This window comes from Clostridium mobile (assembly GCF_018918285.1).
GTDB lineage: Bacteria > Bacillota > Clostridia > Clostridiales > Clostridiaceae > Clostridium_AW > Clostridium_AW mobile.
In genome coordinates this window covers 547,921-571,863 of record NZ_JAHLQF010000002.1, presented here as the reverse complement: position 1 = coordinate 571,863, position 23,943 = coordinate 547,921, and the positions used below count along the sequence as shown (strand labels likewise).

The following is a 23,943-nucleotide window of genomic DNA, read 5'->3' as shown; positions in this document are numbered from 1 at the left end:
TCAGTTCACCCTATTAATTACCTTTCCCTGTAATCCTTCAATTACATCTAATGACTTTTCATGTAAAGTTTCATCAAAACTAGCACAAAGGCTTGCGTCCACTATGATGTCAGCTTCTCTATATTGGGACTGAAACAATACCACGTTGCTAATTACGCATATATTAGTAACAACTCCAACTAACTCAATTTCTTTAATGTCCTCTCCTAGTTCATTGGCTATTTTAATCATATCCTCTGGAGATATCCCAAATCCCTTTTTTTCATAATGCATTGTATTCTCTGAGTTTAAGAAATCATTTATTTTTCCATACAGTTTATGACCCTCAGTACATTTGATACAATGTACCACAGGTAAGCTTTTACCCTCTCTAGTTTGTAAATATTCTTCATAATGAGTATCGTAAGTGAACAATACCTTGTCACCGTTTTTTAAATATTTATTAATCTTATCATATATACCTTGCTCTAAGGTTACCGCTTTTTCAAATCCTAGTGTTCCATCTACAAAGTCCTTTTGATAATCAATAACTACTAATAGTTTTGTCATAATAAATACCCCCTTAAATTTTATACACCTTAATTTTTTCATGATCTTTACTTAAAATACTATTGGTTGTATATATCCCTGTTATTAAATCACAGGTTAGAAGCTCACCTTGAAAAACTGTATTTTCACAATGAGTAACTACCAGATATATTTCCGTTGCCCCCATTTCCTTTAGCTTAGAAGCTGTAAGCATAAAAGTGCCACCTTTTGAACATAAATCATCCACTATAATTGCCTTAAAGCTTTTATTTTCAATATCCCCATTGATCTCTAGTTTTTTAATAAATCCTGTTTTAAAGTCCCGTTCTTTGTTTGCAGTTAAAATCTTTTCATAGCTTATTTCTTTCCCATATCTCTTTGCTGCACCTGCATCAGGATAAACTAAATATACCTCTTCTTTTCCGTTATTCAATTCTTTTAAGAGCCTCTCAGCTAACATTTTAGACATATTCACTACCTTAACTCTATCTAATAATGCAGTTGATACCTCCGAATGGGGCTCATAAATGGTTACACTTTCGAAGTTTAAACTATTAATTAGCTTACACAAATGCTTTAATGTAAAAATAGTTATACCCTCGGTTCTATCCATTCTGCTGTACGGCATATAGGGAATTATTAAATTACATTTTATTCTTAATTCATCTAAATGGCTTTTTAAAAATATTAAATGAGTTATATCTTCATCGTTCTCAAAACAAACTCTAATCTCATTATCATCACTTCTTAACTTTAAATTTTCACTATGAATCAGAGATTCACCATTAGGAAATTTCTTAATCTCAACTCTCTCACTATTAAAATAAATCATTTTATAATCTCCCCATTTTTAAAAATTATGCTCCCAATTTTCATTAAATTTAAATACCTTAGCTGGCCTAAAGGGTTTACCCTCTATTTTTTCATCAGTTTCTATAATCATTTCTCCCATCTTTCTTCTGAAGTTTAAAATTTCTCTCCCCATTATTGCTTCATAGACATTCTGCAGTTCCTTTACAGTAAATACTCTTGGCAGAAGATTAAAGGCAATTGGCGTATACTCTACTTTATTTCTTAATCTATCTATTCCGTAATCTAATATCTTATAGTGATCAAAGGCCAATTCCTCTGTAGAGTTATCTAATAATCTATAAGCTGTTTCCTTATTTCTAAATATATCTCTTCCGATTTTCTCTGTTACTTCATAATTCATTATTATCCTTTCATCAATGGATTTAATAGATAAAAGATGTTTATTTTCTATATACTCTTCATATTTTTCAGAACTAATAAGGGTTTTATTTATCCAAAACCATCTACTTTTCTCTTGCAAATCCCCTTCTTTTAACCTTATGCTGCTCTTTTCCACCAAAGCAATATTTCCTACACTAATAACCCTTGTTCTTTTATCTCTATAAACATCTCCAAAAGTATAGAGCTGCTCTGTATAAACATTATCTATTCCTGTCTTCTCCTTAAGTTTCTTCCTAGCGCTCACCTCTAGGCTTTCCTCTATACCAACAAACCCACCCGGAAGGGCCCATTTATCTATATAGGGATGGTCATCTCTTTTAATCAAAATAACCTGCATTCCTCTTTTTGGTACCTTTCTAAGATTATCTTCTTCCTTTTCATCAGTTGTCAATATTATGATGTCATTTGTAACACTCGGTCTTTTATAATCATTCTCATCATAACTTTTTAAGAATTCTTTTTCCTTATCTATATCTATAAAATGTTTATCCAAAATTATTTCCACCTCAACTTAATTTCAATTAGATAATATCAATTTGATGTTATGTATTTATAATATAACTTATTTTACTGTATGTCAATAAACATTTTAAATTTTCTCACATTTAAATCGATGGTCGAAATATTTTTATAAAAAGCAGCGCATCAAATTTTAAATTCAACACGCTGCCATTATTATTATTTAATTATACTTAGATAAAACTCTTTAAGCTAATACAGGTACCATACCACTATTGTTTTCTAGATTATTCCTATCTTTTTCATAATCATTACGTGATTTTTGTATAGTTTCATTGATTTCATTATATCCATTTTTAGCTATGTTTTTTATGTTAGTTGAGGAATTACTTATGCTATCAACTACAATTTTGCTTGCATCTTTAACTTCAGTTATAACTGTTTTTGCTGTATCAATTACATCCTTACTAACTGATACAACTGCCTTTTTAACTTCTTGAATACAAGACAGTGAATTTTCAATATTATTCTTTATGTCTTTGTAATTCTTTTTAATTTCATTATATCCTGTTGAAACTGTATTTCCTATTTCTTTTATTGGTTCCTTTATGGAGTCTATTCCAACTTTGACCATTCCACCAGTTTTAACTACTTTGCTTATAATGCCGCTATTTGGATTGTTCCACTCACTCTTAATTCCATTTACCGACACTCCAATTTTTCCTGCTACTTCCACAACTCCTTTCCTTACTGTGACAGCTGTCTTTACCATTGTATTTATTAGAGATGTAGCTGAATTTTTAGTATCTTCAGCTGCTTTTTTCAAATCGGCGGCAGTAGTTGTTATTTGCTTAAAGGTACTAGCTACTTGTGATGCAGTATTTGTTATTTTTTTAGTTACTGAATCTGACATGTCTTTTATAGTTTTTGCTACAACCTTAGCTGTATCAACAACAGTATTTGACACCGACTTTACTGTTTTAATAACACTTTCACCTACAGAAACTGCTGTCTTAACAAATTTTGAAACCTCACTAGTTACAAAAGAAAATTTACTAGCTGCTGATTTAAAAAATCCTCCTATTGAACTCTTAGTTGTCTTCTTTTCTTTAGATGTAACCTCTGAAGAGTCTTTCACAGCATTGACAATTGATGATTTATATTCATCTTTAGCTGCTTTCATGTTAGTAACTTGTACATCTGAACTTAGATTAGTATTGTCTACCCTTTTATCTTTGCTATTACTATCACTTCTGTTGTTGATAATATTTGCATTTAGGTTAACATTGTTAGTTATTTTCATAACCTTTCACATCCTTTTCTTTTTTATTTCTTAAATTATATATAATCACTATTAAGTGCTTATATCTTGTAAATTTATATTCATAAACTAATATCTCATTTGTCCTTGTGATGAATATACTGAATTTCGAGATAATTTAAATTGATCTTCTAATATAAATTCACCATCTATAAAAAATCTCATTGTCCAAGTTCCAAGAGGATAATCACGAGTATTGTCTGTTAAATCCATCCAAAACCACAACATTATTGGTTCTTCATCATTTGGTGGCATAAATAAATTATTCTCAGTTACTTGGAATAACTCTTCTACAGGTGTATACCACGCTGTTGTTACAGTATGTAATCCTGTTACATTGGTGAATTGAAATCTTGTTACTATTTTCTTATCTAAAGCTACATTAAAAACTTTTTTATTCACCATATTTTCTTGCTCACTTACTACAGAACTTATATTGTAATTTTCTATATGTGTCGTATATTGAGTATTATTGTACATCCTCTGGCCATTTTCATTAATCTTAATTATAGACCAAAGTTCTTCATTATCATCTGGCAAATATATATTTGCAGTTGGATCATTAAGCTTTAATTCCCCATTAATAAGAAATCTATAAGGATGCTCACCTGTTGGCAAATCACATTTAAATGTCCATTTATTATTCTCTTTAACCATAACCCCTTTGTTATGATCATAATCATTAAATTTTCCTATTACAGATATAGTTTCAATTGTGAAATAATTATTTTCTTCATATTGAAAATTTACTTCCATAATAAAACACCTCCTATATGTTATAACTTGATGTAGTTCTTTTAAAAATATTCTATCTACTATATATATCGTTAAATTTATATCAAACTTTAACTTATAATTAATATATTTATATTTTTTTATATGTACTGCTATTATAGGTGTTTTTATACTTTTCTTATTAATTTACCATCTCTTGCTGCTTGTTCATTTAAATAGTTCTTTCATCCTAAACACTTGATTTCAGAAGTTGTTTTTAATATTTCAAGGGTATTATTTGTGCTTTTAATGTTATGAAAAACTTTAACAGAATTAATGTGACAGCCTATTGTCAAATTAGGCATATAAAAAAACAACTAGTTGAAGATAGGCTAATTTACTAGTTATTTTTTTAACATACTTAGGTGTTATTTATGCCTTTGCATAAAAATAGCTAGTAAAATTTAATATATTTTACTAGCTTACTTTTGTATTAAGTTCCGCAATAGGTTCGATAAGGACAAGTTGATGGTTCAGGCAATGTAGAGTAATAATCCTGTTCTTTAGAATAAACATGGGGTTTTGAAAGAGCATTTACAAGTCGCTCCATTACACTATAGTCTCCTTTTGTAACCGCAGCTTCTAGTGCTTCTTCTACCCTGTGGTTACGTGGAATTATTGATGGATTACTGCTTTGCATAAGCTGCTTTGAGGCGCCTTTTGATTCCTCTTGTCTTGCTAATCTCTCCTGCCATAGCTCATACCACTTATCAAATTCCGTTGCACCAAACAGTGCAGTATCCTTCCTATTGTCAGAAGTTAATGCACGGAAGGTATTGGTATAGTCTGCACCATGTTTCTGCATCGTACTTAAAAGATCTTCAATTAGGTATTCATCCTCAGGCTCTTCGTTAAATATCCCAAGTTTTGCCCTCATTCCAGAAAGCCAGTTATTCTTATACAAATTAGCAAAATTTGAAATGGCATTCTGTGCTAGATTGAGAGCCTCATCCTCATCACTATGCAACAATGGCAACAGTGTTTCAGCAAATCTTGCAAGATTCCACGCAGCAATATTAGGTTGATTCCCATAAGCATATCTACCATAAGTATCAATGGAACTAAATACAGTTCCAGGGTCATAGACATCCATGAAGGCACAAGGACCGTAATCAATTGTTTCTCCACTAATTGTCATATTATCAGTGTTCATTACCCCATGAATAAAGCCAACCAGTTGCCACTTTGCAATAAGCTCAGCCTGATTTTTGATTACTTCTTGAAGTAAGGAAAGATAGGGATTTTCTTTATCCTCCCCTTCTTTAAAATGTCTTTGTAAAGTATAATCAGCTAAGGCTTTAAGTTCTTCAACTGTGCCCCATTGGGAAACATATTGAAATGTACCAACACGTATATGACTAGAAGCTATACGAGTTAATATTGCACCAGGTAGATTCCTTTCCCTTATTATTGACTCACCTGTTGTAACCACAGCTAAACTACGGGTGGTAGGAATATCTAGCGCATTCATTGCTTCACTTATAATGTATTCTCTTAACATTGGCCCTAGTGATGCTTTTCCATCTCCTCCTCGTGAATACGGAGTTCTACCTGAACCCTTAAGCTGAATATCAAATCGTTCACCTATCGGAGTAATGTGTTCTCCTATGAGCAAAGCTCTCCCATCACCTAACATGGTGAAATGACCGAATTGATGTCCTGCATATGCCTGAGCAAGAGGAATAGCTCCTTCTGGAATCCTATTCCCTGCAAGTATATCTACTCCATCATCACTTTCTAGTGCCTTGGCATTTAGCCCTAAGGATTCTATTAATGGATAATTCAATACAGCCAATTTTGGTGAGGGAACATGGCTTGGGCTCTGTCTAGAAAAAAACATTTTTGGAAGGGAAGCATAACTATTTTCCAAGTTCAATTCTGTTTCTGTTATTACTTTTCCTTCTTTCATTGTATCTCCCTTTCTTATTTTATTTTTGCATAGCTTTTTACATGAAACGAAAATCATAGAAGTTATAATTTTTTAGATATCAACTTTTATAATAACTTAACCCTTTTTAGTTTATACTCCTAAGAATTTATTATTCTTCATATATTTTCTTTCTCACTGGAAATTGTATTTCAGTTAACCATTCCTCTACAGAATCTTTATTCCATATTCCATCAATATAAGACTCTCTTGGGAAGTCTATTAATTCAAAACCGTTCTCCTCCATCCACTGCATTACTGCTCCATAGGCCTTGGGAAAGTTTTCATATGAACCCTTATGCAATACGCAGGCTGCAGTTTCTACCTTATCTATCTTTTTAAATTTGATCATATGAGAATCTTCTTTCTTCTCTGTAACTGCCTCACATATTTCTACATCTACATTAGTTTCTTTATACTCTCCATCATGATAAATATTAAAGCAATATTCAGGAACTGCACAAACACAGCCAAGCCTCTCCATTTCTCTTCCCATTGGAGGAATAATTTCAAGTAATTTATTGTAGCTAGGGATAATAGTTCTCATAGATGCTACAATAACCTCTGGCAATTCCTTTAAGATAACATTATAATCTCCAACTTCATTTTTATGATGCAAATAATATTCCACCTGAGATAGCTTCATTGTTTCTTCTGCAATCTTCTTTAAAAGATCTGCTTTCTTTTTAATTAATAAGTTTTCTACAGATACTCCCTTTTGAACCTTTCCTATTTCTTCTAATGATAATCCCATTTGACGAAGGGATAGTATTTCATGAAGTATTGGAAGTTCTGCTGAAGAGTAATATCTATATCCTGTAAATTCATCAATATAAGCAGGCTTTAAAAGTCCAATTTCATCATAATGATGGAGAGTTTTAATTGTTACCCTATTCATTTGTGAAAATAGTCCTATCTTATATAAGGTTCTTTCTTCCTTGCACTCAGATTTATATATGTCATCCATAAACTTTGTCCCCCTTACTCCCATTTAAATAATTTAATAGAAAGTATTACTGTAATAACTGTTGAAATAATCATTACTAAAAGTGGTACTTGTAAATTTATTTCTATTCCTAAGGCATATCCTTTTAATAGCTTAATCCCTTGTGTTAGAGGAAGTATATTTGAAAAATACTGTAGTGGTTTAGGTAGTATTGAGAAAGGAATTGTGGCACCAGATAAGAATAACATTGGAAAATACACTAATGTACATACTAAATTTGCCTGTTTTATGCTTCTACACAAGCTTGCAATTAACATTCCAAAGCCATACATAGATGCCATTACTAAAAAATATGCAAATATAAATTCAATAACATTGCCATCCATTTCGTATGCAAAGAATATTTTCATTACAATCAACACTGATAAGCTTGATACAATTGCTGTAATCATATTAAGAACCACTTGTACAAGTAATATTATGGCAGGACTAACAGGGTTAACGAAATAATGTTTTAATATCTTTTTATCTCTATAATCTGCTATTCCCAGTGGTATTCCCATAAATGCAGTTGCGCATATTCCTACAGTAATAATAGCTGGAATATTTTCTTGAATATAACTATGAGTTGCTCCAGCATAAGCTGGTTGATTTCCAGAAATCATACCTATTAATATTGCAATTCCAACGGGCATAAATATTCCAAAAAATACTCCATCAATTCCTCTTAAGGCTAGTTTTCCCTCTATCTTCGCTAAGGTTAAAAATTTTCTCATACTATCTCCTCCTCTCCCATATACCATAAATAAGCTTCTTCTAATCTGCTATAGGGAGTAGTAGAGATAACTTCTTGCACAGTTCCGCTAACAACTTCTTTTCCATTCTTTATAATACATATTTTATCACATAAGACTTCAACTTCATCCATATAGTGTGAAGTTAATAGTAAGGTTACTCTCTTTTCCTTTAACTCACTTAGTTGTTTCCATACCCCTCTTCTAGCTGCTGTATCTAGCCCTGTGGTCAATTCATCTAGAAAAATAACCTCTGGTCTTGGCAATAATGCTAATAATATGGCTAGCTTTTGCTTTTCTCCTCCCGATAAAGTGGATACATATTGATTCTTAACCTTATCTAATGAGAATTCCTTTAATAGCTTTTGGTAATCCTCTACCTCTTTGTAAAGCACCGAAGTTTCTTCACACAATTCCAATACTTTTATTCTGTCTTGGTAGGAAGATTGTTGTAATTGTACTCCAACCCTTTCAAATAGTTTTTTTCTATTTTTTATTGGATCCATGTCTAATATTCTTACCTTTCCATTCTCAAAGGATTTTAAGCCTAAAATACAATCAATGGTTGTTGATTTTCCTGCTCCATTGTGACCAAGTAGCCCAAAAAATTCTCCTTCTTTTACACTAAAAGAAAGATTGTCTACTGCCAGCTTATTATTATAGCTCTTTTTTAAGTGTTCTACTTCAATAACATTTTTCATTACTTTACTCCCTTCTTACATAAGATATTGATTACATTTAAACAATACTTCCTCCTGTAAGGTGAGAGTCAATACTACTTTTAAAACAATAATTAAACTAACATAAGCCAATGACATTTTAACATCATCGGCTTATTTCTTACTATTTAATAATATTTTATTTAATTAAAACTTTTTTCTGCTCTTTACACAAGGCTATAAATTTTCATATTATATTACTTTTTATATTATTTTTTTCTAACGGGTATCCAAACTTCAAATTTTGCATTAGTTGGGTCTGGATTTAAATATAATTCAATATCTGGTGCATCTGCATATTCATACCCTGAGGTTGGCAACCATTCTGTAATTATTCTTCTTTCAATTTCTTGAATTGCTGTTGGCATAGCTCCCTCTCCAGGGAAAACTGCCCAAGTTCCTGCTGGTATTATATACTCGTACATACCTTTTGGCACTTCTTTATTTGTTTCTGTGGCTATATAATATTCCCAATTATCTAAAGCATCCATACAAGCGCTAACCCCTAATATGCCCTTAGAATTTTCATCCATAAGAGACACTATGTCATTAATCACTCCATTTTGTGATGATTCTTGCCATAGCTTAGGTACAGCTTCAAAATTTTTGTCAATATTCTTTTCTAATAGTGCTTTTACTCCCACTATTCTAATTTCTTCCTTATTAACTATACTATATTCCATTTCCCCTACTCCTTTTATTGTTATTTTAAAACTAATAGGAGGATATGCTTTTAGGATTGTCCCTTCTTTTTGTGCTACTGAAGGTGATACATTATGTATCTTTTGAAAAGCTCTATTGAAAGCAGTTGGAGAATCATAGCCATAGCGCAATGCTACATCAATTACCTTATCTCCATTTTGCAAATCAAGGGCAGCTCTTGTTAATCTTCTATTTCTTATGTATTCTGATAGCGGTATTCCTGCTATATATGAAAACATCCTTTGATAGTGATATACAGTACAGCAGGCAATTTTTGCTGCCTTTTCATATTCAATTTCTCCATCTAGATTTGCTTCAATATATTTAAGCGATTCGTTTAGTATTTCTAACCATTCCATTAAGCCATCTCCCTTATAAATAATAGTATAGTAGATAATTATTATAAAAACCTCTCATTTCCTGCACAGATATGAGAGGCTTATCTCTTAATTTAATATTATAATTTTTTCCAACTAATTGCAACATAAATACTGTATTATTCTTTTCTATTTAATTTTCTTTAACATAAATGTATTTGCTAATTATTATAGGCTTCCATTTGCTTATTAACATCTTCTTCACAAGAACGCATAGCCAAAATTGTTTCTTCAAATAATTTATCTAGCTCCAAGCCAAGCATCTCTGCGCCTTGCTTAATTACATCACGGGAACATCCAGCGGCGAATTTCTTATCCTTGAACTTTTTCTTAAGACTTGAAACTTCCATATCCATAACACTCTTAGATGGACGCATTCTTGCAGCTGCACCAATCAATCCTGTAAGTTCATCCACTGCAAATAATACTTTTTCCATCTCATGTTCTGGTTTAGGAATTTCTCCTGAACAAAGTCCATATCCGTGGCTAGCCACTGCCCTTATTAATCTTTCATCAATACCGCGTTCTCTCATAATTTCTTGAGTTTTGACGCAATGTTCTTCTGGATACATTCCAAAATCTAAATCATGAAGTAGTCCAACTAAAGACCAAAATTCTGCTTCATCTCCATATCCTAATTTTTTTGCAAAATAATTCATGGTACCTTCCACTGTTAGTGCGTGTTGAATATGAAATTCCTCCTTGTTGTATTCATTAAGCAAATTCCATGCCTCTTCTCTTGTTATCATAGTAATATCCTCCTTTAAAAATTATAAAATATAATATAAAAATATTTTTTATTTTTCTTGTTTCATTCAATTGATTGCGTTATAATAATTTACGAACGTTAAATATATTTAACATTAGATATATTTTACTTTTGTTAATTATAATTGTCAATAGAATTATAGGAGGTTATACCTTAATGAATATAAATTTTATTATTGCAGAAAACTTAAAGACACTTCGCACTGAACGAAATTTAAGTTTAGGTCAGCTTGCTGAATTATCTGATGTGAGTAAAGTCATGCTATCTCAAATTGAAAAAGGCGACACTAATCCAACTGTAAACACTTTATGGAAGATAGCTAAAGGGTTAAAAGTTTCTTATACTTCATTACTTGAGCAAAAGGAACATGATACTCACATTATAAAGAAATCTGATATTGAAGTCCAGCTTACCGAAGAAGGCCACTATCGAGTATATTGTTACTACACTAGTACACCCTATCGTAATTTTGAACTTTTCCAAATTGAACTTGATGAAGGTCACTCATATAAATCCGTAGGTCATTCTAAAAAGTGCCAGGAATATATCATGGTATTGGAAGGGAAATTAACATTAGAAGTAAACAATGAAACTTATAAACTAAATCCTAATGATTCAATAAGCTTCCTTGCATCTGACCAACATGTATATATTAACAGTGGAAAAGGAACTTTAAAAGCTACGATAACAAATTTTTATCCTGCCTAGAGTATTTAAGGCAGGATATTTTTTAAATGCTGGAATTCTTGATATAATAAGCCAAGGTGGCCAAAAATGATAAGCTGCAAATAACACTACATTGAGTATAAATACTTTAAAGAAACACCGTTCCTTTTAGCTAACTCATCGAAATCATTACTCAGCAAGTCCATCTCACGTTTAGCGTTATTAGCATGATTGCTAATAAGTGTTTCAGCGAATTTAGTTTTGTATACAGATTTAAGTATAAAACTTAAAAGCCATGCAGGACATATTCTAAATATATTCAACTTTATAGGAGTAATAGTGATTCCAATAGATTTTAGGAAATTAAAATTTTCTTTTAGAGACAGACTCATATTGTGCATTGCCTGTCCATTTTTAGCCGTTGAGTAGTTGTCCCCTCCATCAAAGTATATTGCATTAGCCATGGGTATCACCATAGCAAGATGAGATTTCTGCCACGAGTCCATATTATTGCAAATGCTTACAGGAAATCTAGCTGATTTTAAAATCTTATAAAGTTCTGTTATCCTTGTACTTTTTTCACCTGAAAGTTCTCCAAATGTGGTAGGTTGAATTGCCCTTGATGTTAACTTATAATACAAAACGCCGTTTTCAATTTTCCCTCCAGCTCCCGGAAAAGCAGGTACGATTTTTTCTTTTCCTACTATTTCTTCCCACCTATCGTATCCAAAAGGGTTATTGACCATAGTAACTATATTACGACTGCAATTATTCTTTATTCCCAAAAGTGCATCCTCAATTTGTTCATATCTAACAGTAACAAAAACATAGTCATAGATGTCATCATCATGAAGCTTATTAATAATTTTCACATGCGCCCTATCTATGCTACCAGTCTTATTATTATAAAAAGTAAGTCCCTTTTCTTCTAGTTCAGTTAATCTACGGGAACGAGCAAGCATAGTGACAGAATATCCAGCATTTGATAGGTTTACGGCATATATGCTTCCAATAACACCCGCACCGATAATAAGCATTTTTTTATCTGAAGGCTTCACCTTTTAACACCCCCATAAATATGAATTAATTTCTTAAGATACTTACAAAGTTAACAATATTTCCGTCTATATCCCTAAACTACATGGACCTGCGTACTATAAGAAGATTGTAAATCAATTGGGCTACCTTTTAAATAAATAGTGTAAAAATAAACTTGCCACTGCTAACTTATATTTTTTCTCACAAGAAAGGGAATTAGTATCATTCATAAAACTTTGCAAATCTCCTAACTCAAGTCCTGCATATATAGCTAAAGTTTCATAACTAATTTCAAACTCACCTATTAGCACATCTATTGCTCCCTTAACTCGATCATCTTCATTTACCATCAAAACTCCTTGAGATAACATAGAAATCATATTGATTAAACGGACAGAGTTTGGAATATTGAGGTTGTCCAAAACCTTTCCATTATTCTCCTTAGATTTTGAAATATTTGTATCATAGTCATATAAATTGTTTTTTCCATCCATATAATCTTTCAACCAAACATAATCTACTCCTATCATTTTACTCAAAGATTTCAGTTCAATTTTATAGTTTTTAATCAAACATTCTATATCTTTTCTTATAACATCTTGAGTATGATTTAAGTTGGTAGAAACGCTAGACCTAATTATATCAAGTTTCATTATAGTCTCCTTTCACAATATTTATAATTTATTCTTATTTCGTATTTTCCTTCGAATACTACATTTTTGTACCTTCACTAAAAGTTTTAATAAAGTTTCTAGCAACGCAGGATAAGTGCCTATTTTTTATCCATAATGTTTCACCTTAATCCTTTTGCATTACATTTTAGTTTATAAAAATGAAGGCACACTTTGCCCATGATAGTTATATTATAGCTATTATCTTCAATAAATTCCATTTAATTATAGACGTATATCTCTGTATAAGTTTTTATAACTTAACATAAGAGACTGTCTACAATAATTTTAGACAGTCTCTTAAAATGCTTTTATATTTATTTATTTTCTGCTACTTTAACTAAGTTTAACTTTATATCCTCTCCATTAATATCTTTAACAACCATTTGAAGTCTATCTGCATTGTCAAATGAAGTTATACTGAAGGTCATGGAAATCAGGTCTTTTCTATCAGATGTATAAGACATATTAGCTATGCTCGAAGATTGGAATGTATTGCCTTTTTCATCCACAATAGTTACCTTATTGATTATACTTTCATCCACAGGTGTATTTACAATAAACTTTACAAACAATCCAGTAGGAAGCATCTCAGCAGAAACTATGTCAATGGTTTCGTTTTTACTTTCAGCAATATACTTTATAGTTTCTGTGTTTTTAAATTTACTATCTAGTTTAATTGAATAACTCCAATTACCATTAATCTTTTTATAATATCTATCTATTAATTGATTATATAAATTTATGGATTTTACATTTAACTTTAAGGAATTAATATCTATCATCTTTCCTTCTGGTGAATATAGGGTAAGTGTGTACTTTATTTCTCCATTATCTTTATTGGACATATAAGTCTCACTATCCAATCCCCCGACCAATGACTCTGCGTTACCATCCTCCATTATAGTCCTACCTGTTTCGTCTGTTACAACCATATCTAGATTTAATTTATCAGCATTCTTTAATACAGTAGCATCATCAAAATTTAATGTAAATGAGATTGCTGCTTTTGTCTTATCCACCATTACATCATCTATCTTAATTGATACACCATTATCTTTTACAACATTATCAATAATAGGTTGAACATACCCATTATCAACGGCTTTTCGAATTCCCACATCTCTAAAAAACCACCTTATGGCAGCAAGAGTTGGTTTACTAAAGGCAATTAAACTAAATAAACATATTGTTGCAATTGAAGCAATTAACGGTTTTCTAATGGTTTGGCCTTTATTACCTCCCTCATCCTTAGAATTTCTTATATCTTCAAAAGCCCTATTGGTTTTTTCTAATACAATGTTAGGTATTTCAATATCCTTTTGCAGTTCTTTTTCTATTGTTTTATCAAAATCTATATTCATCTCACATGACCTCCTAAATTTAATTTCAAAGAATTATCAAGCAAATTATTGGTCATATAATGTTCTTTTAATTGTTGCCTTGCTCTACTAAGCCTTGATTTAATGGTACCTTCTTTCTCCTCCAATATTTCACTTATTTCTTTAGAAGTAAATCCATTCACATAATAGAGGACAATAACTGTTCTATAATCCTCATTTAATATTTTTAAGGTTTCTGTAAAATCTAATTCTTCTTCAACATCACTATCATAAACACTCATATCTGTATCTCTAGAAACCTTGCTATAATCATCTACATAAACTATATGTTTACTTTTAGACATGATGTTATTACATTTATTAATAAGTATCTTAATAATCCAAGTTTTAAAATAACGAGGCTCCTTCAATGTTTTCAAACTTCTGTACGCTGATAATATGGTATCCTGCATGGCATCTCCAATATCATCATCGGAATTAAGTCTACTTTTTGCAACTTTATACATTTGGATCATATACTCATCAATTGCTTGAATAAAGGCTTCCTTATCGCCCTTTTGTGCTTTTTTTATAAGTAATTCCATTAAATTACCTCCTGTAATCTCATATGCGCATATTTTTTGGTTATATCTATTAGACCTTGGAAATGTGGAAATAGTTGCATAAAAAATATAATGAATAAGGTTACTTATATTTAAGTATCCTTATTCATTATAATATAAGATATTTTATATTAGATATTTTACTACAACTTCTAAATATCTAACTTTTCTATTGCTTTTTCTAAATAAATAGACTTCATCTGTTTGCTCGCCATGGCTCTCTTTATCGGTGGCAGTTTTAATATTGAAGATAAAACCGCGGCCATAGCCCTATGGCTACCTAGTGCATGATTATCAAAAATTAAATTTTGAAGCATACCCTTTTCTATGGCCATCATTACAATTCTATGTACAGAATTAACTGGAGTAATTATACTTTCTTTTCGCCTTTCTAATAAAATACTGTTAAAGGCACAGGATCTTACACAAACTCCGCATCCTAAACATATGTCTTTATTTATTTTAACTTTCTTTTCATTCATTTCAATAGCTTCGATAGGACAAGCCTTTATGCACTTACCACAACTGACACAACTTTCCTCTACAATTCTTGGAATATAGCTTGTAGTATTTACTGGATTTAGCATTCCAAATTTACGTGCTGCCATCAGTGCTTCACAACAACATCCACAGCAGTTGCATATGAAAGTTACACCTTTTTTCACATTCTCCCCGCATTGAACCAAGTTATTTTCATAGGCCTCATGTAAAAGTTCAAGACACTCTGATACATCCACCCTTCGCGCATAACCGTGTCTAATTAAAGAATCTGCCACATTGTTGAAAGTCATGCATATATCCATAGGAGCATCGCAGGCTTTTCCCATGTGTTCCATTTTATGACGACAATAACAAGTGCTAACACCTATATGGCTTGAAGTTTTAATTATATGACTGGCTCTTTCGAAATCTAAAATATGAATCTCGTTATCCTTAGATAATACCTTTTCTTGTACAAACACTCTTCCTAATTTTGTTTCTGTGCTAAAGAATAATTCTTTTATAAAATCTTCTTCATCATTTAGATATTTATGAAACAACTCAGCTAAAACCTTTTGATCAATATCTCCACTAATTCTCATTAAAGAAAATTCGAAAAAACCAGCCATTGGTGGAGGTAGTACATATTCTTTAGTGCCTTTATTATCTACATCTAATAATATTGCTCTACTTGCAAGTTCGTCTAGTATTTTTCTTGCTGAAACCTCGTCCATATTCCACACTTTACTTGCTGTTTTAACTGTAAAAGGTCTTATAGGTAATTGTGCAACAAGAACTGCTTCCTTTTCACTAAACAATACCTGAAGTATTTTATAAAGGGTTTTAGATGGAGGAGCTCCCTGAGGGAATCTATTTAATCTTTCTTCTAAGCTTTTATAAGCTTCTTTTCCAACTATATGAGACATTTACTCACCGCCTGATTATAATTTTATTAGTATACTATACACTTCTCATCTGTAAATGTTTTCCTAATATTATGATTTTATACATAAAAGCAGTCTGATTTTAACTAGGCTGCTTTTATATACCTATACTATATATGAAATTGAAAAATATTCTAATATATGGTAAAATTCTTTATAAATGTAATATGATTTAAAATATAAAAAGGATTTGATCTTTTATTCTAAATGAGGTTGAAATTGATATGAAGAATATAAAAAATAAAAAAAATTTAATTTTATCAGTAGTTGTTATTGCTCTTGTGGGAATAATTTATATTTATTGTAGTTCTATAAAAATTAACAGTAAAATAAGTTATTCAGGAACTAATGAGATAGCTAATATTAAGATTTCTAGATTTACTGACTATGATGAATTTTTAAAGGCTAAGCCCTCATCAATAATTATTTATAACGAACATAGTGAAATGAAAGATAATCTAGATGCTCTTATATTAGGTGAAGTTGACCTTAATTATGATTTTTACAGAAAAGGTGCAGAGTATAAATTAAAATGTATTAGAAAAAATGGTGACAGTTTTTCCGTAAACTTAATGTTAATATCTGGCCAAGAAGTATCTGAAGGTAATACTCTTAATGCTCCATTTATTGCTTATGACTTTGATAATTCTATTAATGGCGCTTTAGAAAAAGTTATTATAACTATGGATGGAATTGAAATAACAAATTTAAAATTGAATAAGCTATAATATTGAATGTATGTATTATATATAAATTTTAATATTTTTTGTCAAGTAATATTATTGATCCCTCTTATTGGCATATATTTCTAATTTTATACTTTAATTTGTTGCTGTATAATATATTTACTACTACATAATCCTATAATAATATGCCATAACTCTAGAACTTTTAATTACTGCTATTGATCTGAAATTAAAAGTTCTCGTAATGATTAAAACGATGCAAAATATATTAATAAGAGGAGAGACGTTTATATGAAAAGAATTATTCCTGAAATTTTCATTGAAAACTGCAAGGATGCATTAGAATTTTATAAAGAAGTGTTTGGTGGAGAAATAAAAAATGTTCAATTAGCTGATGGAAAGCCAATGTTCAAAGGCCTTGAAGGTAAAATTATACATTCCGAATTACATATTAATGATGATTGCATAATGTATCTAGTAGATATATTAGGCGATAATCACAAAAGACAAAACGGCAGCTTAGTACTTGAATTAGAAAACGAAGAAGAAATAAACAGATTATACTCAGCACTAAGCAAAAATGGTTCAGTACAATTTGAATTACAAAAAACTTTTTGGGGTGCTTACCATGCAGTAGTAACTGATCTTTACGGTAATACATGGGGATTAAATTATTCTGCAAATTAAATAACTTCTAATATATATATAATTTAAAAGATTACATAAAAACACCGTAGAATTCAGTTTTGAATAATACGGTGTTTTATAACATGATTATAAAAGAGCCGTTTTCAGTATCTCAATAGCTTCATCATAATCTTGCAACCCCTCTAAAATTTTCAAAGTGGAATCATACATATAAGATTGGTACATTTTTCTTCTTGCTAATTTTTGACCTTGTATATCTGCTTCCAACAGAACATCTTTAAAGAATTCGTTATCACTATAATCATATGCAGTTGAAATTAAACCTTCAACATGAATCTTAAAATATTTTGCGGCTAGCTCTAATTGTTGCTTTTTAATATATAACCTACAAAGGCTGTAATCACCTGAATGTAATCCAATATTAAATAACCTTTGAATTTTGCGAATAGCTTCTATATACATTTCTGCATTTTCATAATTTTCTGAGCCAATATATATATTCGCTACGGTAGCAAGCATTGCGGTACTTTGGTTTAAATGTGATAAAAGCATTTTTTCGCAAAGTACTTTGGCATCATGATTTTTTCCTTGACGTTGTAGAAGAATTGGATAAATTGTCATAGGATCTATAAATGTGGTTGAAAGTTCTTTTAATGCTTCTTCACTTTCGTCGTAATTTTCTAGCATCATTTGTATACTTGCAATAAAGAATAATGCCTGTGACACATAATCTATTTCTTTACTTACTACAACTTGGTCCAATAATTTTAGTGCATAGTTCATTCTTAACTTGTAAAGTTCTTCCGACTCCTGTGCTAACATCATAGAATACATTGATATAAGTTCACCAACTACTAATTTAAGATGAACACTATTAGGATACTCATTCAAAAAACCTTTACATTGTTTTTCTCCTGCTTCATATCCTTTTTGAATAAAAACTTCTCTTAGCTTTTTCTTAATGTCAAGCACTTCAATCTCCGATAGTTTTGAGCTAAATGACAATAGTTCATCTAAAGAAACATTTAAAGCACGTGCCAAAGGTGCAAGTAAAGCAATATCTGGAACAGAGTTTCCAGTTTCCCATTTGCAAACAGCACCTGCAGAAACTCCGACCATATTTGATAACTGTTCTTGTGTAATACCTTTTTGTTTTCTAAGTCTTAATATTGTATCTCCAATAATTAAATTACTCATACTGCCTCCATTTTATTAAATCCAAAAGCTTTTGATGGTTTAATTATAGACTTACATTAAAGGTTGCACAATAGAGGTTGATTCACAAGAAAGTCAATATAAATTGAATTATATTCAATTTTGAATAATACGGTGTTTTTATAATATGCCAAATATCTCTACTCAATAGTAATCCCTTGTTCTTTCATAGGTTCTAAAATTTCTTCATCTGCCATACTGATATAAACTATAGATTTTAAATTTTTTAAATGTTCAAATCCCCTAACTGATTGAATATCAAAGAAAGAATCTTCTCCATCCCAATCGGGCTTTATATAGTGGTAGATTTCATTACCGCCATCAAAACACAATTCTGTAATCTTGTCCAAATCTTTTTGTTCAATGCATAATTCAGAAAAAAATTGTAGCAGCTCCTTTATAGGTTCCGCATCTGTATACCATTCGTAGTTTTCTGAATGCTTTTCAATCAATGTTTCCAGCTTATCTTGAAAAGTAGGCTCCTCATCTAGTAAAGCTTCAATTACTACCAATTTAAAATTAAAGTCTTCAAAGAGACCCATTTTATCTATGTATTTATCCATTTCTAACACCTCTCTATTTTGCAAATAATTTTTACGCCTTAATACATTACAATTATACAGCAATATATCCATTAATTATATATAATTTCTTAACACTGTATTGTCTAGTTTTAAAGAAAATTATTTAGTTTCCTATTATTTTATAGCCTAAATCCTTAGCTAAATGTGATTTCTCTAAGTAACTGCATTACAATGTCTTATTCCTTCATAAAAGGATCTCATTTTTGTATGAAGAGTAGTAACCTTTTCTCTCAATATAGAATATTTTATATTAGAGATATGGACATGTTTCCTATCTCTAATATAGAAGTTAGGGATGAATACTGCCTACATTAGAATCTCTAAATGTTAATGATACAAGGGCTTGTGGCAGATCCTTCACAATTGGAGCAACATGCGTTGCTGAAATAGCTCCCAACGTTTTTGTCTTACTTGTTGAGATAGAAATAAATGTAATATACCAAGAAATAGAAGAAGTGATTGCAATGAGAATATCACCTGCTCTAGCAGCAGAATTAATACCACTAGTCGGCCGTTGTCGAATAGTATGTCTAGATGAAATTCCAACTCCAGCACCTGAAAGAGAAGTAAATCTTATTTGTGCATTTGTATTTGGCGGAAATGCATTTTTAGTATTTAACGTTGAAACCAACAGAAGAGATGAGCTTGTTTTAGTTAGAATTCCTTTATGCAAAGTTATTGGATAAAACTAATAAACTGAGTTGTATCGATAAACTATAATGTTGAGTAGTAAAATTTCTATAGAAAACCAAATATTCTATAGTATTAAATAAAGGGTCAGTGCACTGGGCATAATTCTCAGTGTACTGACTCTATTTTAAATTTCTTAATACTTAGAAATTTGTGCTTTTAACTTCATTAGCTCTTCTCTAGATGGATAAGGATATTTAGAGTCTAAACCCCTGTTTATAGATTCCAACGCTCCCTGAATATTACCTGTTTTTATTTGAGCATCCGCTAAATAATACCAATAAACTGGCGAATCCATTTCTTTTAAAAGGTTTTTATAATAGTTAGCTACTTTTTTAAAGTAATAGGGATATACATGTAATGCTAATACAAACTTATCCCCTGACCATCTATATACTTCTACCTTATAAGCATCCCCCGTATCATGAATCCATAGAGCTATTTCATATGTTCCATCTTTTCCTTCTGTACTCCTAATATCTTTTATCTCTATTTTGCTATAGTATTTATTTTCGCTGATTAAATCCTTTAATCCCATGTCTGTCCACTCATAAACACTAAGATCTGACCATATTGCTCCAACCTGCCAACCCACTATTAAATTATTTTTGTGTTTACTAGTGATTGGTAGAGCATTAAAATAAGTTATGTTATATCCCTTTCCTTTGATGGTATCTGCTACATGCCAAGCTCCACTATAACATTTTAGTACAATAATATAATTTTCACCTTGCCACTTATAAGCACCTATTAGTTCTAATATGCCATCTCCATCTAAATCCGCCATTCCCATCGCTGGTTTTTCAAAGGGTTTGTCTAACTGGATAATTTCGCCCCCAGGTGGTAAGAACATTTTTATTATATCCATTAGATATCTGTTATGCCACATATTATAACTCCTCTTTATTTTTGTTCCAGAATTAATATATGTAGGTATTTTTCAATATGTGTGCTTCATAAGCAGCTGCTATTCCATAGTAAAGTTTCGTTTTAATAAATTTCATTAGAACTGCATAGGAGTATGTCCATCAATTATATGTAAATAGGAGTACTAATATAATTGCAACGGGTACCATAACTAGAATACTACAAATAGTAATAAAGTTTTTTGTCTTGGTATAGTCTTTAAAAATCTTTTTAATTGCCATGTATATACCTATGCCAATAATTCCTCCAATAGTATTAGTAATAACATCCGTTATATCACTAGCACCTATTCCAAATACATATTGACTAACTTCAAATATTAAACTTATTCCAAAGATTTTACAGATATTTTTATACATTTTTGAGTCCTTTGCAAATATATTTATGTAAATTCCTAATGGAATAAATAAAATTATATTACCATAGATATCTAACCTGTTAAATTTTCCATTAAAAACATCATAAAAAGGAATTAAATTAAGTGTTCTGGAATAATACCTATTCTTACTAAATAGTTCTAGGGGAGATACATATTTAAAAGGGATATTCCACAGTAGAAATAAAATATAAAATACAAATCCTACAGTAAACAGAATGTTAATTGTTTTTTTCTTCATTCTAAAATCACCTCAATTAAAATAATATCAATATCTTCTTAAAATAGTTGTAAATTATTCTTAAGAATAGATTAACAATGTTTTTACATCATAAAAAATACCATAAAATTCAGATTTGAATAATACGGTATTTAAAGAAATTATTCGTTTTTCTTAGTTAAGCCATTAAACAGGGCTATCATAAACGCAACTTTTACAATTTAATTAATATTGTACGTTAGCTTTTCTTTTTTAATTTTTAAAACTAAATTTAGCAACATCATAGAAAGTATTTCCGTTGAAATAAGAGTCATAAATAATCTATAATGCTGAGCTTTGTATTTTATAAAAAGAAAACTTAAACAATAAATAGTAAAACCAATAATTATAGATATTACTATATTCTTTTTATCAATTACATTTGCATATTTCTTATTAAATATTGTATAGAAGAATTCTAATGAAAGGATTAATGAAAACATCATTTTTACAATCGTAGTTATTCCTATTACAATTGATTCATTTGGTATAGGAGGTCTATCCATGTACCAATAATAATATTCTTTGGTTACATTCTTAATAAACTTAATTGGTAAAATTATAATATCGTTATAACAAATTAATATAATTATAAAGAAAACATTAAATAATATTATAGAAGTCAAAGAAATCATTAAGGTTTTATCTTTTTTCATTTCATCCTCCAAATTCTCATATAATTTTACTAATTGAATTTGCCTTATAAGAAAATTATACCATATTTTCTATATTGCTATAGCAAGTTTCTATTTTATAATCCCTTATTACTCAGTTTTCAAAGAACAATGTTCATATGTTTAATGGATTTTCATCGCCAAATTGTTGTCCATGCTGACTACACAAAAGCCATAATGACTTTTAATGTCATTACGGCTTTTACTACTATTTTTATTTAGCATCTATAATTTGTTTTGCCATTTTAACTAATTCGTCTTGTGATAAATCAGAATCCACTGCTGAGAAAGTATAGTTAATTCCATCTTGCATCCAATTTAAACCTTGAACTTCAGAGATTTTTTCCTTGTCAGATCCATAGCTAAATACATATTTACCAGACAACTCATCCTGCTTATCTTGTTCTGTCATTTTATAATTCGCTGGTACAAGCTTGTTAGCATATGAATAATAATATAAATCTATACCGTTATGAGTATCAACTACAGTTTCTTCCCCTGATTCATCACCTAACTTTCCATTTTCCATGTAAAGCATTATTTCATCCTTACCTTTTGTATAGGCAAAGCTAAGGGATTTTGTTTTTTCTACAGAATTTCCATTCTCATAAACAACTTCATTATCTATAGTATATCCACCTTTAAAAGCATATCCATTATCAAATTCCTTAACTAATTTAGGATTAAATCCCAAATCATCCTTTACTTGTTCTACTGTAGGTATAGCAGTATAAGTTGGTATATTGCTTCCATGTGAATTTATAACAAACACTTTTCCTGCAGCAAATACAGTTGTTCCTATTACCATAGCGGCTACTAGTCCAATAATAATTCTTTTCTTAAATGATTTCATATTTCTCATTTCATAATTCTCCTTTTGATCCGGTAAGCTATTTAATGTCGCACTTACCTTATTTTTGAAACTTTTAGGTGTATCTGGAAAGGTATTATTCCAATTAAAATTATCCATAAGTTGCCTCCATATTTTCTAATTTTACTTTTAATAATTTTCGTCCTTTTGACAATCTACTTTTTACAGTTCCTGAGGGTATTTTTAGAATTTCTTTAATTTCTTCTACTGAATATCCTTCCACATAATAAAGAACAATTGTAATACGAATACGCTCTGGTAATTTCTGAATAGCCAAATATAATTCGCTATAATCCTCTTTATCATCGGCCTTGGCATACTCAAAGTATTCTTCATAACATACCTCTGGATGTTCTTTACGTTTTAAACTATAACATTCATTTATGAGTATTCTGACCAACCATGTTTTAAAATATTGTTCTTTTTTTAGTGTACCTAAATTGTTATAGGCTTTTAAAATTGCCCCCTGAACTGCATCTTCACAATCTTCATCATGAATCAAGATTGATTTTGATACATGATATAAAGTAGATTCAGCCTCAAGAACTTTATCTACAAATGCATCTTTATTCAATTGACTTCCTACCTTTCTTCGCAAACTGTAGCGCTACTTTTTGCTTTACACTAATTAGATGCATATATTTACCAAAAGGTTCATTTTATTTTCACTTAAATTTAAATTTTTTATAATATGTAAAA

At 30.4% G+C, this 23,943-nt stretch carries 27 protein-coding genes; 4 read left to right on the top strand and 23 right to left on the bottom strand.

The genetic code is table 11. From position 1 onward, the window contains the following. The 11 genes from KQI86_RS08885 to KQI86_RS08835 form a co-directional block, all read right to left on the bottom strand. Positions 1–549: a cysteine hydrolase family protein gene (locus tag KQI86_RS08885; protein WP_216438917.1), complete on the bottom strand. Its 549-nt coding sequence runs from the start codon at positions 547–549 to the stop codon at positions 1–3. 13 nt (positions 550–562) lie between these two features. Next, the gene (locus tag KQI86_RS08880) at positions 563–1,360 is read right to left on the bottom strand and encodes a ribose-phosphate diphosphokinase (protein WP_216438916.1); all 798 of its coding nucleotides are present in this window, start codon (positions 1,358–1,360) and stop codon (positions 563–565) included. 18 nt (positions 1,361–1,378) lie between these two features. Then, complete coding sequence (locus KQI86_RS08875; RefSeq protein WP_216438915.1) at positions 1,379–2,275, bottom strand: NUDIX hydrolase; 897 nt, start codon at positions 2,273–2,275, stop codon at positions 1,379–1,381. A 213-nt stretch (positions 2,276–2,488) separates the two neighbouring features. Continuing rightward, positions 2,489–3,544 (bottom strand): hypothetical protein, encoded by a 1,056-nt coding sequence (locus KQI86_RS08870; protein WP_216438914.1) that lies wholly within the window; start codon positions 3,542–3,544, stop codon positions 2,489–2,491. Positions 3,545–3,631: 87 nt separating this feature from the next. After that, positions 3,632–4,318 (bottom strand): early set domain-containing protein, encoded by a 687-nt coding sequence (locus KQI86_RS08865; RefSeq protein ID WP_216438913.1) that lies wholly within the window; start codon positions 4,316–4,318, stop codon positions 3,632–3,634. A 451-nt stretch (positions 4,319–4,769) separates the two neighbouring features. After that, the gene (locus KQI86_RS08860) at positions 4,770–6,245 is read right to left on the bottom strand and encodes a protein adenylyltransferase SelO (RefSeq protein WP_216438912.1); all 1,476 of its coding nucleotides are present in this window, start codon (positions 6,243–6,245) and stop codon (positions 4,770–4,772) included. A 130-nt stretch (positions 6,246–6,375) separates the two neighbouring features. Beyond that, positions 6,376–7,230, bottom strand: coding sequence for a MerR family transcriptional regulator (locus tag KQI86_RS08855; protein ID WP_216438911.1), 855 nt, complete (start codon positions 7,228–7,230; stop codon positions 6,376–6,378). A gap of 14 nt (positions 7,231–7,244) precedes the next feature. Further along, the gene (locus KQI86_RS08850) at positions 7,245–7,985 is read right to left on the bottom strand and encodes an ABC transporter permease (protein ID WP_216438910.1); all 741 of its coding nucleotides are present in this window, start codon (positions 7,983–7,985) and stop codon (positions 7,245–7,247) included. Further along, entirely contained in the window at positions 7,982–8,704 is a 723-nt protein-coding gene (locus KQI86_RS08845; RefSeq protein WP_216438909.1) for an ABC transporter ATP-binding protein, read from the bottom strand. The genes KQI86_RS08850 and KQI86_RS08845 overlap by 4 nt, the downstream gene beginning before the upstream one ends. Before the next feature lie 227 nt (positions 8,705–8,931). Beyond that, the gene (locus KQI86_RS08840) at positions 8,932–9,783 is read right to left on the bottom strand and encodes an AraC family transcriptional regulator (protein ID WP_216438908.1); all 852 of its coding nucleotides are present in this window, start codon (positions 9,781–9,783) and stop codon (positions 8,932–8,934) included. Between the two features lie 179 nt (positions 9,784–9,962). Beyond that, positions 9,963–10,550 carry a hydrolase gene (locus KQI86_RS08835; RefSeq protein ID WP_216438907.1) on the bottom strand — a complete coding sequence of 196 codons (588 nt, stop codon included), beginning with the start codon at positions 10,548–10,550 and terminating at the stop codon, positions 9,963–9,965. Between the two features lie 176 nt (positions 10,551–10,726). Here KQI86_RS08835 and KQI86_RS08830 point away from each other — a divergent pair, with 176 nt between their 5' ends. After that, entirely contained in the window at positions 10,727–11,278 is a 552-nt protein-coding gene (locus KQI86_RS08830) for a helix-turn-helix domain-containing protein (RefSeq protein WP_216438906.1), read from the top strand. 86 nt (positions 11,279–11,364) lie between these two features. On the opposite strand, the gene KQI86_RS08825 is transcribed toward KQI86_RS08830, so the two are convergent. From KQI86_RS08825 to KQI86_RS08805, 5 genes are all read right to left on the bottom strand, one after another. After that, entirely contained in the window at positions 11,365–12,294 is a 930-nt protein-coding gene (locus tag KQI86_RS08825; RefSeq protein ID WP_216438905.1) for a ketopantoate reductase family protein, read from the bottom strand. Between the two features lie 123 nt (positions 12,295–12,417). Further along, positions 12,418–12,927 carry an HTH domain-containing protein gene (locus KQI86_RS08820; RefSeq protein ID WP_216438904.1) on the bottom strand — a complete coding sequence of 170 codons (510 nt, stop codon included), beginning with the start codon at positions 12,925–12,927 and terminating at the stop codon, positions 12,418–12,420. A 335-nt stretch (positions 12,928–13,262) separates the two neighbouring features. After that, positions 13,263–14,309 carry a DUF4179 domain-containing protein gene (locus KQI86_RS08815; RefSeq protein ID WP_216438903.1) on the bottom strand — a complete coding sequence of 349 codons (1,047 nt, stop codon included), beginning with the start codon at positions 14,307–14,309 and terminating at the stop codon, positions 13,263–13,265. Continuing rightward, on the bottom strand, positions 14,306–14,872 hold the full coding sequence (locus KQI86_RS08810; RefSeq protein WP_216438902.1) for an RNA polymerase sigma factor: 567 nt from the start codon (positions 14,870–14,872) through the stop codon (positions 14,306–14,308). Before KQI86_RS08810 ends, KQI86_RS08815 begins: the two co-directional genes overlap by 4 nt. A 170-nt stretch (positions 14,873–15,042) precedes the next feature. Beyond that, positions 15,043–16,296, bottom strand: a complete 1,254-nt coding sequence (locus KQI86_RS08805) for a 4Fe-4S dicluster domain-containing protein (protein WP_216438901.1) — start codon at positions 16,294–16,296, stop codon at positions 15,043–15,045. Between the two features lie 242 nt (positions 16,297–16,538). Here KQI86_RS08805 and KQI86_RS08800 point away from each other — a divergent pair, with 242 nt between their 5' ends. Further along, positions 16,539–17,042 carry a hypothetical protein gene (locus KQI86_RS08800; protein WP_216438900.1) on the top strand — a complete coding sequence of 168 codons (504 nt, stop codon included), beginning with the start codon at positions 16,539–16,541 and terminating at the stop codon, positions 17,040–17,042. Positions 17,043–17,291: 249 nt separating this feature from the next. Continuing rightward, complete coding sequence (locus KQI86_RS08795; protein ID WP_216438899.1) at positions 17,292–17,687, top strand: VOC family protein; 396 nt, start codon at positions 17,292–17,294, stop codon at positions 17,685–17,687. Positions 17,688–17,774: 87 nt separating this feature from the next. On the opposite strand, the gene KQI86_RS08790 is transcribed toward KQI86_RS08795, so the two are convergent. Together KQI86_RS08790 and KQI86_RS08785 are read right to left on the bottom strand one after the other, a co-directional pair. Then, positions 17,775–18,845, bottom strand: a complete 1,071-nt coding sequence (locus tag KQI86_RS08790; RefSeq protein WP_216438898.1) for a helix-turn-helix domain-containing protein — start codon at positions 18,843–18,845, stop codon at positions 17,775–17,777. Between the two features lie 158 nt (positions 18,846–19,003). Further along, entirely contained in the window at positions 19,004–19,426 is a 423-nt protein-coding gene (locus KQI86_RS08785) for a DUF6892 domain-containing protein (protein ID WP_216438897.1), read from the bottom strand. A 476-nt stretch (positions 19,427–19,902) separates the two neighbouring features. On the opposite strand from KQI86_RS08785, the gene KQI86_RS20160 reads away from it, so the two are divergent. Further along, positions 19,903–20,133, top strand: coding sequence for a hypothetical protein (locus KQI86_RS20160; protein WP_246582726.1), 231 nt, complete (start codon positions 19,903–19,905; stop codon positions 20,131–20,133). Positions 20,134–20,273: 140 nt separating this feature from the next. On the opposite strand, the gene KQI86_RS08775 is transcribed toward KQI86_RS20160, so the two are convergent. The 5 genes from KQI86_RS08775 to KQI86_RS08755 all read right to left on the bottom strand — a co-directional run bounded on the left by KQI86_RS08775 (position 20,274) and on the right by KQI86_RS08755 (position 23,818). Beyond that, complete coding sequence (locus KQI86_RS08775; protein WP_216438896.1) at positions 20,274–21,026, bottom strand: hypothetical protein; 753 nt, start codon at positions 21,024–21,026, stop codon at positions 20,274–20,276. Positions 21,027–21,165: 139 nt separating this feature from the next. After that, on the bottom strand, positions 21,166–21,681 hold the full coding sequence (locus KQI86_RS08770; protein WP_216438895.1) for a VanZ family protein: 516 nt from the start codon (positions 21,679–21,681) through the stop codon (positions 21,166–21,168). A gap of 200 nt (positions 21,682–21,881) precedes the next feature. After that, entirely contained in the window at positions 21,882–22,355 is a 474-nt protein-coding gene (locus tag KQI86_RS08765; protein ID WP_216438894.1) for a hypothetical protein, read from the bottom strand. A 232-nt stretch (positions 22,356–22,587) separates the two neighbouring features. Beyond that, positions 22,588–23,343, bottom strand: coding sequence for a hypothetical protein (locus tag KQI86_RS08760; RefSeq protein ID WP_216438893.1), 756 nt, complete (start codon positions 23,341–23,343; stop codon positions 22,588–22,590). Then, entirely contained in the window at positions 23,336–23,818 is a 483-nt protein-coding gene (locus tag KQI86_RS08755; protein ID WP_216439536.1) for an RNA polymerase sigma factor, read from the bottom strand. The genes KQI86_RS08760 and KQI86_RS08755 overlap by 8 nt, the downstream gene beginning before the upstream one ends. Between the last annotated feature and the right edge of the window lie 125 nt (positions 23,819–23,943).